10 protein-coding genes and 1 tRNA gene are annotated in these 16,866 nt (G+C 64.8%); 5 read left to right on the forward strand and 6 right to left on the reverse strand.

The features are described from left to right. Positions 1–39: 39 nt before the first annotated feature. Positions 40–2,448, reverse strand: coding sequence for a TonB-dependent receptor (locus tag ACLBWL_RS11410; protein ID WP_447793080.1), 2,409 nt, complete (start codon positions 2,446–2,448; stop codon positions 40–42). Between the two features lie 168 nt (positions 2,449–2,616). On the opposite strand from ACLBWL_RS11410, the gene ACLBWL_RS11415 reads away from it, so the two are divergent. Then, complete coding sequence (locus ACLBWL_RS11415) at positions 2,617–4,296, forward strand: alkaline phosphatase D family protein (protein WP_447793082.1); 1,680 nt, start codon at positions 2,617–2,619, stop codon at positions 4,294–4,296. 149 nt (positions 4,297–4,445) lie between these two features. Further along, a complete protein-coding gene (locus ACLBWL_RS11420) occupies positions 4,446–6,569 on the forward strand; it encodes a M3 family metallopeptidase (RefSeq protein ID WP_447793084.1) in 2,124 nt (707 codons plus the stop codon). Between the two features lie 52 nt (positions 6,570–6,621). Here ACLBWL_RS11420 and ACLBWL_RS11425 read toward each other — a convergent pair whose 3' ends face one another. Beyond that, positions 6,622–7,254, reverse strand: coding sequence for a glutathione S-transferase (locus ACLBWL_RS11425; protein WP_447793086.1), 633 nt, complete (start codon positions 7,252–7,254; stop codon positions 6,622–6,624). Between the two features lie 107 nt (positions 7,255–7,361). Then, positions 7,362–9,509: a TonB-dependent siderophore receptor gene (locus ACLBWL_RS11430; RefSeq protein WP_447793088.1), complete on the reverse strand. Its 2,148-nt coding sequence runs from the start codon at positions 9,507–9,509 to the stop codon at positions 7,362–7,364. 148 nt (positions 9,510–9,657) lie between these two features. Between ACLBWL_RS11430 and ACLBWL_RS11435 the strand changes: the two genes are divergently transcribed. Further along, positions 9,658–10,050: a hypothetical protein gene (locus ACLBWL_RS11435; RefSeq protein WP_447793090.1), complete on the forward strand. Its 393-nt coding sequence runs from the start codon at positions 9,658–9,660 to the stop codon at positions 10,048–10,050. A 164-nt stretch (positions 10,051–10,214) separates the two neighbouring features. On the opposite strand, the gene ACLBWL_RS11440 is transcribed toward ACLBWL_RS11435, so the two are convergent. Then, positions 10,215–11,510 carry an N-succinylarginine dihydrolase gene (locus ACLBWL_RS11440; protein WP_447793495.1) on the reverse strand — a complete coding sequence of 432 codons (1,296 nt, stop codon included), beginning with the start codon at positions 11,508–11,510 and terminating at the stop codon, positions 10,215–10,217. 154 nt (positions 11,511–11,664) lie between these two features. Next, positions 11,665–11,741, reverse strand: a tRNA-Pro gene (locus ACLBWL_RS11445). 120 nt (positions 11,742–11,861) lie between these two features. On the opposite strand from ACLBWL_RS11445, the gene lepA reads away from it, so the two are divergent. Then, on the forward strand, positions 11,862–13,682 hold the full coding sequence (lepA, locus tag ACLBWL_RS11450) for a translation elongation factor 4 (RefSeq protein ID WP_056049136.1): 1,821 nt from the start codon (positions 11,862–11,864) through the stop codon (positions 13,680–13,682). A 349-nt stretch (positions 13,683–14,031) separates the two neighbouring features. Here the strand turns inward: lepA and ACLBWL_RS11455 are convergent, their stop codons facing one another. Beyond that, positions 14,032–14,262: a hypothetical protein gene (locus ACLBWL_RS11455; RefSeq protein ID WP_447793093.1), complete on the reverse strand. Its 231-nt coding sequence runs from the start codon at positions 14,260–14,262 to the stop codon at positions 14,032–14,034. Between the two features lie 296 nt (positions 14,263–14,558). Between ACLBWL_RS11455 and ACLBWL_RS11460 the strand changes: the two genes are divergently transcribed. Next, the gene (locus ACLBWL_RS11460; protein WP_447793497.1) at positions 14,559–16,838 is read left to right on the forward strand and encodes a TonB-dependent receptor; all 2,280 of its coding nucleotides are present in this window, start codon (positions 14,559–14,561) and stop codon (positions 16,836–16,838) included. Positions 16,839–16,866: the final 28 nt, after the last annotated feature.

Consider the following 16,866-nt stretch of genomic DNA (forward strand, 5'->3'; position numbering starts at 1 on the left):
CCCGGAAAAGTGTCGTCGCAGTCGTCGTGCAAGTGCGGATCAGAACTTCGCGCCCAGCTCGATGCCGTAGAAGCGCGGTTCGCCGGCGATGTAGGTCGGGATGCCGAAGCCCCCACCGGTGTTGCCCGCGTCGATCAGATAGCGCTTGTTGGTCGCGTTGCGGACGAAGCCGCCGACGCTGTAGCGGCCTTCCGCGAACTCGAGCCCGGCGCGCGCGTTGACGAGCGTGTAGCCCGGCGTGCTGACCGCCTGGCTGTTCGGGAGCTCGAAGAACACCTTGGTCCGGTAGTTGATGCTCGGCGTCGCGTAGAGCGTCGCACCACCGACCGGCAGGCGCAGCATGAGGCCGCCCGATGCGGTCGTCTCCGGCTGAAGGCGGAAGCGATTGCCCGCGAACACGCCGTTCGCCGCCTCGTCACCGATGCCGCCATCGATATAGGCAAATGTCGCGAAGGCAGAGAGATACGAGGCGAGTTTCAGATTGCCTTCGAGCTCGACGCCCAGGTTCTTGGCGGATCCGGCGCTCTGCGTGGTGGTGACGCCGTTGTTGGTGATCGATACCTGGAAGCCGTCATAGGTCTGGTAGAATACCGACGCCGCACCGGTGAATGGCCCGACGCGACCCTTGATTCCGCCCTCATAGTTCCAGACGTTTTCCTGCGGCACGACCTGCAAATTCGGACCGACCCCGAACGCGGTGTTCTGCGCGGCGAGTTGGACGACCGGCGAGCGGCGCCCCTTGCTGATCGTCGCGTAGAGATTGACGTCGTCGTTGAGCTTCAGCAGCGCGTTGAAGCGCGGGAGGATCGCGGTGAAGCTCTTCTCGGCGACGAACTTGTTGCCGTTGGTGTTCGCGGTGCCGAGCAGGCTGGTGCGAATGCCGAGCGCCGCGAGGATCACCGAGTTCGGCTGGACCGACGCATAGCCCGACTGGCGATCCTCGATCAGGATGCGCGCACCGGCGGTCAGTTCGAGCGCGGGTACCGGGATGTAGGTCGCGTCGGCGAACACCGAATAGGTGTCGTTGTTGCCGTAGTTGGTGAACACCGAGGCGTAAGGTATTGCGGTTGCACGGCCACCGGTGAGCGCCGCGGTCGCCCGCGTCGCCGGGATCGTACCGTTCGGTGCAACGCAGGACGTACCTGTGGCGATGCCGGCACCGTTGAGCGCCGCGCGGATCGGCGCGTAGGCGGCCGCGACCGAGCACGCGAGATACGTGCCCTCTTCGGTCGCGAACGGGACGCGCTGATAGCCATTTTCGAAAAACGCGTTCCAGCCGACCGAGGCGCGGTATTTCGGCCCTTCGAAGGCGAAGCGGCTCTCGTGGCTCCACTGGTCGCCCTTGGCGTCCTCGGCGAACTCCAGATACGCCGCAGGGCCACCATCGGCATCGAACACCTCGTTCGAATCGAACCGGCGATAACCGTTGACGGTGGTGAAGGTGATCCCCGGTGACAGGTCCGCTGTGATCGTCAGATTGGCGTCATAGACGTTGCGCTTGAGCCCGAGCTTGCGCGCGCCGAGCACGGCTTCGCTGTACGGCGAGCCCGAGAGTTCGGCGTAGCCGTAATCGCCGGTCTGCCCGCCGGTCGGGGCATGCGCGCGGCTCTTGAACGCTGTGCCGGGGTTGCGCTGGCCGTCATAGGTCAGGACGAGATCGGCGGTGATGCTGTCGCTCGGGCGATAGCGCAGCGAACCGCGCAGGCCGCGCTGGTCCTGGCCGTTCAGATCGTCCTGATCGACGCCGCCCTGGTTCTGGTTCGGCACGTTCGGATCGCCGGCGATGTTGCGAACGTATCCGTCGCGGTACTTGTAGGCGAACGCGATCCGCCCGGCGAGTACGTCGTTGCCGGCGTTGAGGAAGCCCGACACCTGCGTGCGGTTGAAATTGCCGTATGATCCGTTGATCGCGCCCGACACACCGGGCTGCGGTTTCGCCGAGATGACGCTGATCGCGCCGACCGCCGCGGCGGTGCCGAACAACGTCGCCTGCGGCCCCTTCACGACCTCGATCCGCTCGAGATCGAACAGGTCCTGATAGGCGCCGCGCGACCGGCTGATGTCGATGCCGTTGTAATACAGCGTGACGCGCGCGCCCTGCTGCGACGAGCCGTTGTCCGAGGTGATGCCGCGGATCACGAAGCCCGGGTTGTTCGCGCTCTGCTCCTGGATCTGCAGACCGGGAATGTACGCGGCGACTTCGCTCAGCGAATTGACGCCGATCGACGCCATCTTCGCGCCGGTGATCGCGGTAACGGTGACAGGCACGTCGGCGATCCGCTGTTCGCGCTTCTGCGCGGTGACGACGATCTCGTCGTTCGGGGTGGTGGGAGCCGTGGTTTCCGTGCCGGGCTGGGTTCCGGACTCCGTTGTCGCCTGGGCCAGCGCCGCGGTCGAGCAGGTCGTGGCGAGCGTCGCGATAGCGAGCCGCGTAAATATGCGTATCATTGTGTCCCCCGTATTCGTGGGACGGCACTAGTCGGCCAACATGACGGTTAAACGGCCTCTTCATGAAAGCAAGATGACAGTCCAGTCACACCACTGTCACAGGGTTGCCACCGGAGTGTAGCGGAGTGCGCCTAACGCGGCGGTGACTAATAACGAAAGCCCTGTTCAATGACGATCAACCGCCGCGATGCTTTGAAGACTGCGCTGAAACTCGCCGGTACCGGTGCGACGCTCGCGCTGCCCTCGGCCGCGACGCACGCAGCCGGCGCAGCCAAGGTGCGCTTCGACCACGGCGTCGCGAGCGGCGATCCTTCGCTCGACGGTGCCATCCTGTGGACCCGCGCGACGCCCGTCGAGGTGAGCCAAGCGGGCGACATCGCGCTGACGTGGCACGTCGCCGAAACAGAAGGCGGCAAGCCGCTCCGCTCAGGCAGCGTCAAGGCCCGCGCCGCGCGCGACTTCACCGCCAAGATCGAGGCGACCGGGCTCCAGCCGGGCCGCGAGTATCGCTACTGGTTCGACGCCGCCGACGGCACGCGCTCGCCGGTCGGTCGGTTCCGCACGCTACCCAAGGGCAAGGTCGCCGATGTCGTGATGGCGGTCGTCTCGTGCCAGCTCTACGCAGGCGGGCTGTTCAACGCCTATGACGCGATCGCCAAGCTCGACCGCGTCGACACGGTGTTGCACCTCGGCGACTATATCTATGAATACGGCGTCGACGGTTACGGCGCGGACATCGCCAAGAAGATCGATCGCCTGGTCGAGCCGCGCCACGAGATCGTGAGCCTCGCCGACTACCGCATGCGTCATGCGCAGGTGAAGCGCGACGTCGACATGCAGGCTGCACACGCCCGCGCCGCGTTCATCTGCGTGTGGGACGATCACGAGGTCGCCAACGACGACTGGATGCACGGCGCCGAGAACCACGATCCCAAGACCGAAGGCGACTGGGATGCGCGGAAAGCGGCGGCGATGCAGGCCTATTTCGAATGGATGCCGATCCGCGATCCCAAGCCGGGCCAGCCCTGGGCGGCGATCAACCGCAGCTTCGAGTTCGGCGATCTCGCGACGCTGGTGATGGTCGAGACCCGGCTGCTCGCACGCAGTCACCAGGTGGTGTCGAAGGGCGAAGAGATCACGCAGGCCGAATACGCACCGATGCTCGCCGAGCGCGCGCGGACGGATCGCGAACTGCTCGGCCCGGCGCAGCTCGCCTGGGTCGAGAAGACGATGGCGAGCTCGGTCGCGGCGGGCAAGCCGTGGCAGGTGCTCGGCAACCAGGTGGTAATGGCGAAGGTCGCAGGGCCCGACATGGAACGCCAGCTGGGGCCGGTGAAGTTCGCCGAGACGATGGCGAAGCTGCCCGCAATGTGGCGCGAGCGGCTGACCGCGAGCGTCGCCTCGTACCGTGCCGGCCTGCCGTTCGGGTTCGACAGCTGGGATGGGTATCCGCCCGCCCGCGAGCGCCTCTACGCGGCGTTCCAGCGCGCGAAGTCGCGGCCGATCGTGCTGTCGGGCGACAGCCACGCGGCATGGGCGAACGACCTGCACGATGCCTCGGGCAAACTGGTCGCCGCGGAGTTCGGCTGCACCGCGATCACCAGCCCGTCCTATGGCTCGCTGCTGCCCGGTATCGGCACGCTCATCGCCGACGCCAACAAGGGCGAAGTCCGGTTCTGCGACCAGGATTTGAAGGGCTTCACGCTGCTGACGCTGACGCCGGAGCATGCGACCGGCGATTCGGTTACGGTGTCGACGGTGTTCGCCAAGCCCTACACGCAAGGCAGCGCGGCGCGCTTCCGTGCGTATGCCGATCACCCGAACCAGCCGCTCGAAAAGATCGTCTGACGGGAGCGCGGCATAGGACCCGCGGGGCGGCGTTGCCGATGCCGTCCCGCGGGCCCTGGGGATATCGGGCGCAGGCTAATTGAGACATTGTAACGCTGCGACGGTCCATGCAAGAAGCGCGTCATCACTCCTGTCTTTGTGAGACACCGATGCCGCGTTCCACTTTGCTCCGTTCCGCCGCCATCCTCTGCTGTTTCGCGGGGCTAGCGCCCGTCCAGGCGGCGCGCGTCAATCCACTGACTGTCCCCAGCACGCTGCCGTTCCAGGCACCGCGCTTCGATCAGATCAAGGACACCGATTACCAGCCCGCGCTGGAGCAGGGCATGGCGGAGCAGATCGCCGAGATGAAGGCGATCGCGAACAACACCGCGGCACCGACCTTCGCCAACACGATCGAGGCGATGGAGCGGTCGGGCCGGACGCTCGACCGCGCGAGCCAGGCGTTCTTCGGCGTGTCGCAGGCGAACACCAACGATGCGCTCGACGCGGTGCGGTCCGCCGAGGCGCCCAAGCTCGCGCAGCACAGCGACGCGATCTATCTCGACCCGAAGCTCTTCGCGCGCGTCCAGGCGCTGTATGCGAAGAAGGATTCGCTCGGTCTCGATGCCGAGCAGAAGCAGGTCCTCGAGATTTACCATAACGACTTCCTCCACGCCGGCGCGCAGCTGAACGATGCCGACAAGGCCAAGCTGCGGTTGCTCAACACGCAGATCTCGACCGCGACGACCGACTTTCAGCAGAAGCTGCTCGCCGGGACCAAGGCGGGCGCGCTGGTGGTCGACGACAAGGCCAAGCTCGCCGGGCTGAGCGATGCCGAGATCGCCGCCGCCGCGGAAGGCGCGAAGGAGCGCGGCATGCCCGGCAAATACGTGCTGTCGCTCCAGAACACGACGCAGCAGCCCGCGCTCGCCTCGCTCTCAGATCGCGCAACCCGCGCGGCGCTGTTCGAGAAGAGCTGGAACCGGTCGCAGCGTGGCGATGCCAACGATACGCGCGCACTGATCCAGAAGATCGCACAGTTGCGCGCGCAGAAGGCGCAGTTGCTCGGCTATCCGAACTATGCCGCCTACTCGCTGTACGACCAGATGGCGAAGACCCCGGCGGCGGCGAAGGGCTTCATGACGCAGCTCGTCCCCGCGACCGCTGCGGAACAGCGTCTCGAGGCGGCCGAGTTGCAGAAAACCATAAACGCGACCGGCGCATCCTTCCCGCTCGCGCCGTCGGACTGGGATTTCTATTCGGACAAGGTGCGGAAAGCCAAGTACGACCTCGACCAGAACGAGCTGAAGCCGTATTTCGAGATTTCGCGCGTGCTGACCGACGGCGTGTTCTTCGCCGCGAACCAGCTCTACGGCGTAACCTTCAAGGAACGCCGCGACATCCCGACCTACCAGCCGGACATCCGCGTCTTCACCGTCTACGACAAGGACGGCTCCGAACTCGGCCTGATGTATTTCGATTACTGGAAGCGCGACAACAAGGCTGGCGGCGCGTGGATGTCGAACTTCGTCGGCCAGTCGAAGCTGCTGAAGACCAAGCCCGTCGTCTATAACGTCGGCAACTTCACCAAGCCCGCGCCGGGCCAGCCTGCGCTGATCACGTTCGACGACGTCACGACGATGTTCCACGAGTTCGGCCATGCGCTGCACGGTCTGTTCGCGAACCAGACCTATCCGCTGGTGTCGGGCACCAACACCGCGCGCGACTGGGTCGAGTTCCCGTCGCAGTTCAACGAGCATTGGGCGCTCGATCCCAAGGTGTTCGCGAACTATGCCAAGGATTATCGCACCGGCGCGGTGATGCCGCAGGCGCTGGTGACGAAGATCAAGAACGCGGCGAAGTTTAACCAGGGCTATGAACTGGGCGAACTGGTGGCGGCGGCGACGCTCGACCAGGACTGGCACTCGCTGCCGGCGTCGGCGGGGCCGCAGGACGTCGATGCGTTCGAGACCAAGGCGCTGAACTCGATGGGTCTCGACACGAAGGACGTGCCCCCGCGCTATCGTACCAGCTATTTCGCGCACATCTGGGCGGGTGGCTATGCGGCCGGCTACTATGCGTATCTGTGGACGCAGATGCTCGATAACGACGCGTATGCGTGGTTCATGGCGCATGGTGGGCTGACTCGCGCGAACGGCCAGCGCTTCCGCGACATGATCCTGTCGAAGGGCCATACAGAGGACTACGGTCCGATGTTCAAGGCGTTCTACGGCAAGGACCCCGATATCGGCCCGATGCTCGAAGATCGTGGGCTTGCCGCTTCGGCGAAATGACGCGGTGATGAACCCTGAGCGGCGATCGTCGTCGATCGTCGTCGATCGCCGCTCAGGAGGCGTCGTCCGGAAAGATGGTTGATGGATCGCCTTCGGTCCACGGCGGAGGGCGGACCATGATCCGTTCGAAGAGCCGCGACGACAGATGCCGCGTCAGCCAGGCCTGCAAACCCGGCATCGGCAAACCCTCGAAATACGATCGATCGGTTTCGGCGAACTGGCGCACGAACGGCATGATCGCCAGGTCGACGAGGGACAGTGCGTCGCGTCCGAGATGATCGGCGACGCGCAGCCGTTGGTCGAGGTTGGCGAGGATGTCCGTGGCGCCCGCGCGATGCTCCAGACGGTTCACCCCATAGCGGTCGGCATATTTGTACCGATCGAGGTGATATTTGAACGCGCCGTCATTCGTGGCGATCAACGCATCCGGATCCGTCTCGCCATCCCCCGCGACCTCGCCGGAGGCGAACGCCCATCGCATGATCGCGAGGCTCTCGTCGATCACCGCCCCGTCCGGCAGGACGAGCACCGGCACCGTACCCTTGGGTGATGCCGCGAGCATCGCGGGCGGCTTGGCGCGCAAGACGACCTCCCGCAGTTCGACACCGCGCGCGCGCACCACGATCGCAAGCCGTGCCCGCATCGCATAGGGGCATCGTCGGAAACTGTAGAGGATCGGCAGCATTGGGCGACTATACCGGATCGCTACGCTGACGTCGTCATCCCGAAGACTTCCTTGCTCCCGACCGATGACCAAATGTCGAACGGCCAGGATGTCTCGTCGTTACCGCCTCAGAAGCGATAGCCGATCGTCGCCTGGACGGTCCGGCGGTTGCCGTACCAGCACCAGTTGTAGTTGGCGAAGCACGACGTCAGATACTTCTTGTCGAAGATGTTGGCGCCGTTGATCGCCAGGCTCAGGCCGTGGAGCGAGGGGGCGAACTTCGCCAGGTCGTAGCGGATGAGCGCGTCGTACACGGTATAGGACGGGCTGTTGCGTCCGACGGTTTCGCCCGGCGTGACGCCGGCGTAGACCTGATCGACATGGCGCAGAGCGGCGCCGATCGTCAGCCCTGCAATGCCACCCTCGGGCGGGGACCAATTCAGCGCGAGCGTCGTGCCGCCACGCCCGACCGTCTCGAGTCCGCGACCTACGCGCGACGGATCGTCGGCGTCGCTCGTAACCTTCACGCGCTGGCGGCTATAGGCGACGCGCGCGTCGAACCCGTAGGGAAGGGGGGCGCTCCCTTCGAACTCGACACCCTGCGAGCGAACGCCGCCCGTCTGCCGAGACACGCTGAAATCGGGTGTGTTCGTCAGGACATTGGTCTGGTCAATCCGGAACCACGCACCCGAGAGCAGGATCTGGGTGCCGGGAACGGTGAACTTCGCACCGGCCTCAAGCTGCTTGCCGAGCGATGGGTCCGCCAGTCCCGATGTTCCGTCGCTTCTCGTCACTGGACTGGCTTGCTGTTCGAACGAGGTCGAATAGCTGACGTACGGCGCAAGACCGAACGGAAGTGTATAAAGAGCGGCTGCGCGATACGTAAACTTCTTATCGTGCTTGACGTCGCGGCCGTCCTGATGCGCACGCGCCCAATCCTGCCGCCCGCTGAGGACCACGCGGAGGTCGCCAAGCGACATCTGGTCCTGCGCGTAGACGCCCTGCTGACGCTGCTGCACGTCGATCGTGAACTGCCCGCCGATCGCGTCGGGCGTGGTCGGCACTACCGCCGTGCCATAGACCGGGGCGAAACCGTTGATCGATGGCGCGGTGCCGAACGCGGCGACCTCGGCCGAATGCGCGACCTGGCGATCGACACCGAACAACAGCGTATGCTTGACCGGACCGGTCTGCACCGTGCCGGTCAGCTGGTTGTCGAAGGTCCAGTTGTTGAGCTGTTCGCGCGTCGCATAGGAGGCGCGGCTATAGGTCTGCTGCGTCGGATCGGTCGCGTCGAGGCCACCCGCGGTATAGATCAGGCCGAGGTTCGACTTCACATATTGATACCGGCCCGAAGAGCGGAACGCCCAGCCGCCGCCGAAATCGTGGCGAAAGATATAGGTGAGCGCGGCCTGTTCGCGGCTGAACCGGTTGCCCGCCTCGCCGCCGTCGAAGCTGGTCGGGAGCTTGCCGTTGGGGTTGGCGATCAGCGTGCCGCTGGCCGGGAAAACGCCGTAATCGCCGTTGTACGGGTCGTGCGAATAGGCGCCGAGCAGGGTGAAGCTGGTCGAGCTGCCCGCGCCGACGGTCACTGCGCCCGAGATCGTCTGGCGCTCGCGCTTGCCAAATTTTTGCTGCGTGTCGGCACCGTTGACGCTTCCGTTGATCCGCCAAAGGACGCCATCACCGGCACGGCCGCCGATATCGGCATCGACACGGTAGAGATCATAGTTGCCGTAGGTGCCGCCGATCGCGCCGTACAACGCCTGGTCGAGCGGCAGCTTGCTCGACTCCGCGACGAGCCCGCCGGGGCTGGACTGGCCGTAGAGCACCGAAGCGGGGCCCTTGATGACTTCGATCCGGTCGAGCCGCGAGACGTCGATCTGCGGGACCGCGTAACCGGACGCGCTGCCGAACTGCTTCAGGCCGTCGAGATAGACCGGCGCATCGAACCCGCGCAGCTTGAACTGGTCATAGACCTCCGCACTCGCGCCGCGCGTTTCCGGCGTGACACCGGCGACGAAGCGCAGCGCCTGGTTGAGGTTTTGCAGGCTGCGCCCGGCAATGTCGTCGGCGGTGATGACGCTGATCGACTGCGGCGTCTCGGCCAGCGGCGTATCGGTCTTGGTACCCGACGACGCCTGACCGCGCGCATGCTGACCCGTCACGACGATCGCGCCGGTTTCGCCGTCCTCTGTCCGAACTTGCGCCTGCACCGGCAAAGCGGCGAGCGTAGTACCAAGCAGGAGGGCGGTGCCGAAGCGACGACGTGTCATGGGTTTTCCTTATCGAGAACCGCCCCGCTAATGTTTATGATAACTATTATCAATAGTAAGTTGCGGCGTGGCGATTTCTCGCTTGTATCTGCGGCGGGTCGGTAACACCCGCGCGGTCAAGAGCGCGCGATCGGAGCGAGGTAGCGATATGAATGTACACAGCATCGCGGTGGAAATCGCCGCCGCAGGGGACGTGTCGTGGTTCGCCAGGAACCCCGACCGCCGCTTGCGACTCCGCACCATGATCCCAGGCGAGTTCAGCGACGTCGGCGGCGAGCCGCCGGTCGGGATGGCATGGCGGACGATCGTGATCGAAGCGCAACCCGGCGCGCGCAGTCGGCAGGCGATCGCCCTGCCGCTGGGGGTCGCGATCGACACGCTCACCGACGAGGCGTTGTTCGCGCTGTTCGTTCAGGTTGCCCCGCCCGGTGCGCGGCAGGCGATCGCCGCGCTCCGCAAAGTGAAGCTTCCCGGCGCGAGCGACCCGACCGTCCCCACCGAGGACGCCCGCTCGGCGGATCGTCGGCATACCGGGCGATAATCGGGATAGACGACCGCCAAGCGTGCCTCACGGACATTTTCAATGGCGCCTGCCGTGTTAGCTTGCCGATAGAGACGTGCGTCGGATCGATGCAGCGTCCACGGCGCCCCGCCCGGATACGAGAGTGTCGCACGGACGGGCGGGGCGCTTCTTCCAGTTCTGGCTCAGATCTCGTCGGGTCCGAAACCAAGCGTTTCGATCAGGGCGGCGCGTGCCCGTGCGCACTGCTCCCACAGGCGCGGATCGCCGAGATCGTCGAAGCCGATCGCCTCCGGCCATTCGCGCGCGACGACCGCTTCGATCCGGCCGCAGATCGTTTCGTCGAGCATGAACCGCGGGTCGATCGCGGCCAGGGCATCCTCGGCGACCTGGACTCGCAGCCGCAAACAAGCGGGGCCACCGCCGTTGCGCATCGATTCCCGCACATCGACGACTTCAAGCCGGCGGATCGGACCGCCGCTCTCGACCTGCTCGGTCAGCCAGCGCCACACCGCGGCATTCTCCCGCGCTTCGGCAGGAAGCACGAGGGTCATCATGCCGTCCGCCGCGGTGACGAGTTGGGAATTAAACAGATAGGTTCCGATCGCGGTTTTCAGGCTGACCCGCTCGGCTGGCACCGCGAGGATCGCGACGTCCGGAACGATCGCCTTAAGTTCGCTGTAGAATGCCGCCGGATCGGCGAAGGCGTGCTCGTGCGTAAACAGGACATGCCCGTTTGCGACTGCCACGACGTCGTTGTGAAACGCGCCGGCAGCGATCGCGGCGTCGCTCTGCCGGACCATCAGCGTGCGCCCAGGGTCGAGGCCGTGGCGCCGCGCGACCGCTTCGCTCGCGGCGCGCGATTGGCGAGCCGGGAAGCCGCCAGCGTGTCCCTCGCCATAGACGAAGATCTCGACGCCGGCGCCGCCCGCTTGCGGCACGATCCGCATGAAGTTTGCGGCACCCTCGTCGCCAAAGGCTGCAGGGACCGGAGCATGGACCCGGAAGAAGCGCGGATCGCCGAATGCAAGCCGCAACTGACGCTCGGTCTGTTCGCACTCGCTCGCCCGGTGCGGCATGGTGGACAGGTTCGCCACCGAGACATGGCAGAGCCCGTCCGCGGTATCTGGCGCTGGCGACACCGTCCCGGCATTCGCGGTCCACATTGCCGATGCCGAGAAGGCGTTTGCGACGAGTGCGCGATCCGCGCGCCACGCGGTTGCAAGCACTTCACTATCGCTGCCGGCAAAGCCCAGCGTCCGCAGCCAGCCGATATTCGGACGCACATGCGGGAGAAAGATCCCCTGCCTGAACCCCAACGCCATGAGCCGCCGCATCTTGCCGAGACCCTGGAGTGCGGCCACCCGAGGCGCCGAGACCGCGCCTGCATTGCTCGCCGAGGCCAGATTGCCGATCGAGAGCCCGGCATAATTGTGCGTCGGCCCGACCAGTCCGTCGAAATTGACCTCGATCACGACAATCCTCTCCCTGCTGTCGGCCTATTTCCAACCGATAGCCCGTTGCGGTGCGATCAAGCCAGTACGCGCCGTGAAAATGGGGACCGATGCGGCGGGAATCGCCACGCCTGATGAAGGATGTTCGGGGAAATCAGGGCTGAACCCAAAAAATAGGCAATGGTCGGGGCGATAGGATTCGAACCTACGACCCCTGGACCCCGAGACCAGTGCGCTACCAGACTGCGCCACGCCCCGACAACATTGCCGGTGAGCGCCCTAGCCGCGACATCGGTAACGATCAAGACAAATAACGCGTGTGTCTATCGGCCGTGTCCGCGTCTATCCCCCGCGCGACGTCGCTGCTAGGAGCGCGGCATGACTCCGCTCGACCGCATCCGCAATTTCTCCATCATCGCCCATATCGACCATGGGAAGTCGACGCTCGCCGACCGGCTGATCCAGGAAACTGGCGGCCTCACCGCGCGCGAAATGTCCGAGCAGGTGCTCGACAACATGGACATCGAGAAGGAACGCGGGATCACGATCAAGGCGCAGACCGTGCGCCTCGCCTATCACGCCAAGGACGGCCTCGATTACGTCCTCAACCTGATGGACACGCCGGGGCATGTCGACTTCGCCTATGAAGTGAGCCGCAGCCTCGCCGCGTGCGAAGGCGCGCTGCTGGTGGTCGATGCCGCGCAGGGCGTCGAGGCGCAGACCTTGGCCAACGTGTACCAGTCGATCGAGCACGACCATGAGATCGTGCCGGTCATCAACAAGATCGATCTCCCCGCCGCCGAGCCCGAGAAGGTGCGCAAGGAGATCGAGGACGTGATCGGCATCGACGCGTCCGAGGCGGTGCTCGCGTCGGCGAAGTCCGGGATCGGCATCGTCGAGATCCTCGAAGCTATCGTCACCAAGATCCCGCCGCCCAGCGGCGACCCGGAGGCGCCGTTGAAGGCGATGTTGGTCGACAGCTGGTACGACCCGTATCTCGGCGTCGTCATCCTGGTGCGCGTGATCGACGGGGTCCTGAAAAAGGGCCAGCAGATCAAGTTCATGCAGACCGGCACGATGCATCTGGTCGACCGGGTCGGCTGTTTCCGTCCGAAGATCGAGCAGCTGACCGAACTCGGCACCGGCGAGATGGGCTTCATCACCGCGCAGATCAAGGAGGTCGCACAGACCCGCGTCGGCGACACGATCACCGATGCGAAGCGGCCTGCGCTGGAGGCGCTGGCGGGCTTCAAGGAAGTCCAGCCGGTGGTGTTCTGCGGGATGTTCCCGGTCGATGCCGCCGAGTTCGAGAAGCTGCGCGAGAGCATCTCGAAGCTGCGCCTCAACGATGCAAGCTTCTCGTTCGAGATGGAGACGTCGGCGGCGCTGGGCTTCGGCTTCCGCTGCGGGTTCCTCGGATTGCTGCATCTGGAGATCATCCAGGAACGGCTGACGCGCGAATATGATCTAGACCTGATCACCACCGCGCCGTCTGTCGTCTACGAGATCGAGCTGACCCACCCCGATCCGTCCGGCACGACGCATATCGAGCTGCACAACCCCGCCGACATGCCGGAGCCTAACAAGATCGCGACGATCAGCGAGCCGTGGATCGAGGCGACGATCTACGTCCCTGACGAGTATCTCGGCAGCGTCCTCAAGCTGTGTCAGGATCGCCGCGGCATCCAGAAGAACCTGACCTATGTCGGTGGTCGCGCGCAGGCGACCTACGAACTGCCGCTGAACGAGGTCGTATTCGATTTCTACGATCGGCTGAAGTCGATGTCGAAGGGCTATGCGAGCTTCGATTATCACCAGATCGGCTACCGCGAGGGTGATCTCGTCAAGATGGGCATCCTCGTCAACGAGGAGCCGGTCGATGCGCTGAGCATGATCGTCCACCGCGGCACCGCCGAAGTCCGCGGTCGCGGCATGGTCGAGCGACTCAAGGAACTGATCCCGCGCCACCTGTTCAAGATCCCGATCCAGGCGGCGATCGGCGGCAAGGTGATTGCGCGCGAGACGATCAGCGCGATGCGCAAGGACGTGACCGCCAAATGCTATGGTGGCGACGCCAGTCGCAAGAAGAAGCTTCTGGAAAAGCAGAAGAAGGGCAAGCTGAAGATGCGCGAATACGGCTCGGTCAGCATTCCGCAGGAGGCGTTTATCGCAGCGCTGAGGATGGGCGACGACGCCTGAAGCCAAGCTTTGCTTGGACGAGGACAAGCGTCTAGCCGGACGGCGACCGGCCGACCTGGTACTCGGTCGTGTCGTCCGACGGCGCGGCTTTGCCGCGGCGCCACTCCGTTGCATTCGGTAGCGACAGACCTAGGCTTGCCTGATGGCGCGAGTATCACCAAAACCCCTCGAGTCCGGATCCTCGATCTCAGCGAAGTCTATGATCGCTGGTTGCGCAAAAAGGTCGCGGTCGTTGGCGGATGCTCGTCCATCGATCGCGCGTGAAGATGCCGTTGCTGTCATGAAATCGGTTTTGGCATCTACCGATCGAACAGGCGGAGATTGCTGAAGCTGACCTGGCGGCCCGCGGTCACTCGTAGGTCGCGATCCCGAATGCGATGTAGCCGACGCAAAGGATAATCCGCGTCAGCCACGCCGCTTCGCCGTGCAGTATGACGCTCGCCGCGATCGCGGCCATAAACGCAGCCATGATCGCCCAGGCCTGCCAGGCGAAGGGGAACGGGAAGATGCCGCCGGTCGTACTGGGCTCGAACCACCCCGAGTGCCGGATGGTCAGCCAAAATCGCATCAGCAGGTCCATTGGATGAGGCTAGCATGGCGCCTCTACCGGTCGCTATCGGCAAAAATATCGCACCATGTTGCAAACCTGTGCTCGCCCGACCACGCCATCACCAACTGTCATCATACCAACACAATCCCCGCCTAACCGCCGGAACGGGGAGTGAGCGTCGCTAGGCGTCGTCGGGCCGTCCGGGGAGGGCGGTCGACGACGATTAGCGACGTTGTATTTTTAGGATGTGCGGCCGGTCGTCAGGGACGGCGCGACACAATTGGGGAATAAAAACTTTGAAGATTTCGGTCGTTAAGTCGGCGCTGATGCTCGGCGTCGCGTTTGGTTCGGTTGTGGGTGGTTCGGCCGCGTTCGCGCAGGCCGCGCCCGTTCAGGAGCAGGCCGCTCCCGAGGAAGGTCTCGGCGACATCGTCGTCACCGCCGAGCGTCGCTCCGAGAACCTCCAGAAGGTGCCGCTGTCGGTCGGCGTCGCATCGGGTGACGCATTGCGCACCTACACCTCGGGCGGCGACGACACGCTGCTCGCATTGTCGGGCCGCGTCCCCGGCCTGTACGTCGAGTCGACGACCGGTCGCATCTTCCCACGCTTCTACATCCGCGGTCTCGGCAACATCGATTTCTATCTCGGCGCCTCGCAGCCGGTCACGATCATCCAGGACGACGTGATCCTCGAGCATGTCGTGCTGAAGTCGAACCCCGTGTTCGACGTGCGCCAGGTCGAAGTGCTGCGCGGTCCGCAGGGCTCGTTGTTCGGGCGCAACACCACCGCTGGCATCATCAAGTTCGACACCAACAAGCCGACCAACGACTTCGAGAGTCGCGCGTCGGCCTCGGTCGGTTCGTACAACAGCGTCAGCCTCGACGCCGGTGTCGGCGGCCCGCTGATCAAGGACCTTCTGGCGATCCGTCTCTCGACGCTGATCCAGCACCGCGAGAACTATGTCGACAACCGGTTCGCCGGCGTCAGTGCCGACAACACAGCGACGCCGCGCAAGGACGCGATGGGCGGCTTCGACGACCGCAATATTCGCGTGCAGCTCGCGCTGACCCCGGGCAATGCGTTCTCGCTCGACCTGTCGGGCCATGCCCGCTGGTATGACGGTACCTCGACGCTGTTCCACCGCGGCGCGCTGAAGAAGGGTTCGAACGACGTTTCGGCCGAGCCACGCAACGTCGTTTCGTATGACGAAGGCAACGACAACCCGCAGAGCTACACCACCTATGGCGGTTCGGCTCGCGCGACCTACGACTTCGGTCCCGCTGCGCTGACCTCGATCACCGCGTACGAGACGACGTCTGGCTTCAGCCGCGGCGATACCGATGGCGGTGCGGCCGCGAACTTCCCGGTCGGCGGTCAGCCGAACGGTTTCGGCCAGTCGCAGGGCCAGATCCGCGATCTCGATCAGTGGTCGCAGGAAGTCCGGCTTGCGGGCACCCCCGGCGGTCGGTTCAACTGGCAGGTCGGCGGCCTGTATTTCGACACGCGCGACATCACCGACTTCTACCAGCGCGGGTTTTTCCTGACGACGGCCGCGCGCAATCCCAACAACTGGGTCCGCCTGCACGACGTCAACACGTCCTGGGCGGGCTTCGGGCAGGTCAGCTATGAACTGGTCGACAAGCTGACGCTGACCGTTGGCGGTCGCGTCACCGAGGACAAGAAGCGCACGCAGCTGCTCAAGACCGCGGATACGGCGGCAGGCGTCGTCACGTATCGCGGCCGCACCGATGTGACGCTGAAGGCGACCAAGCCGAGCTGGGATGCGAGCCTATTGTACCAGGCGAGCCCGGACGTCAGCCTCTACACGCGCGTCGCCGAAGGCTTCCGCGGGCCGACGATCCAGGGCCGGTCGGCGGTGTTCAACTCGGACTTCACGACTGCCAAGTCGGAGACGATCCTGTCGTGGGAGGGTGGCGTCAAGAGCCGCCTGCTGAACAACACGCTGAGCCTGAACGCGACGGTCTTCGCCTACCGCGTCAAGGACATCCAGCTCAACGGCAACGACGTGAACGGCAACGGCGTGCTGTTCAACGCGGACAAGGCGGACGCATACGGCATGGAAGCCGAGGCGAACTGGAAGCCGGCGCCGAACCTGACGCTCGGCGCGGGCCTCAGCCTGTTGCACAGCAAGATCCGCGACAAGAACGTCTACGCGCAGGTCTGCATCCTGAACGGCGTGGTGGTTTGCACCGTCGAGGATCCGACGATCAAGGTCGGCGCCAACACGTTCGCGCAGATCAATGGCAACCCGCTGCCGAACGCGCCTGAGTATAACGTCGACCTAAACGCCCGCTATGACCAGCCGCTCGGCAATGGCGGTCGCGCGTTCATCGCGGGCGACTTCAACATCCAGGGCTATACGCAGTTCGTGCTGTACAAGACCAAGGAGTTCACCGCGAACGGCAACTTCGAGGGCGGCCTGAAGATCGGGTACGCCGCACCGGACGATGCATATGAGTTCGCGGTATTCGCGCGCAACATCACCGGCGAGAAGAACCTCAAGGGCGTGATCGAAAACTACATGGCGGCGGTATTCAACGAACCGCGGATCATCGGCGTCTCGCTCAGCGGCAAGTTCCGCTGATCCTTCCCCCTCCCGTGAGCGGGAGGGG

It is taken from the genome of Sphingomonas sp. M1A8_2b, assembly GCF_053345535.1.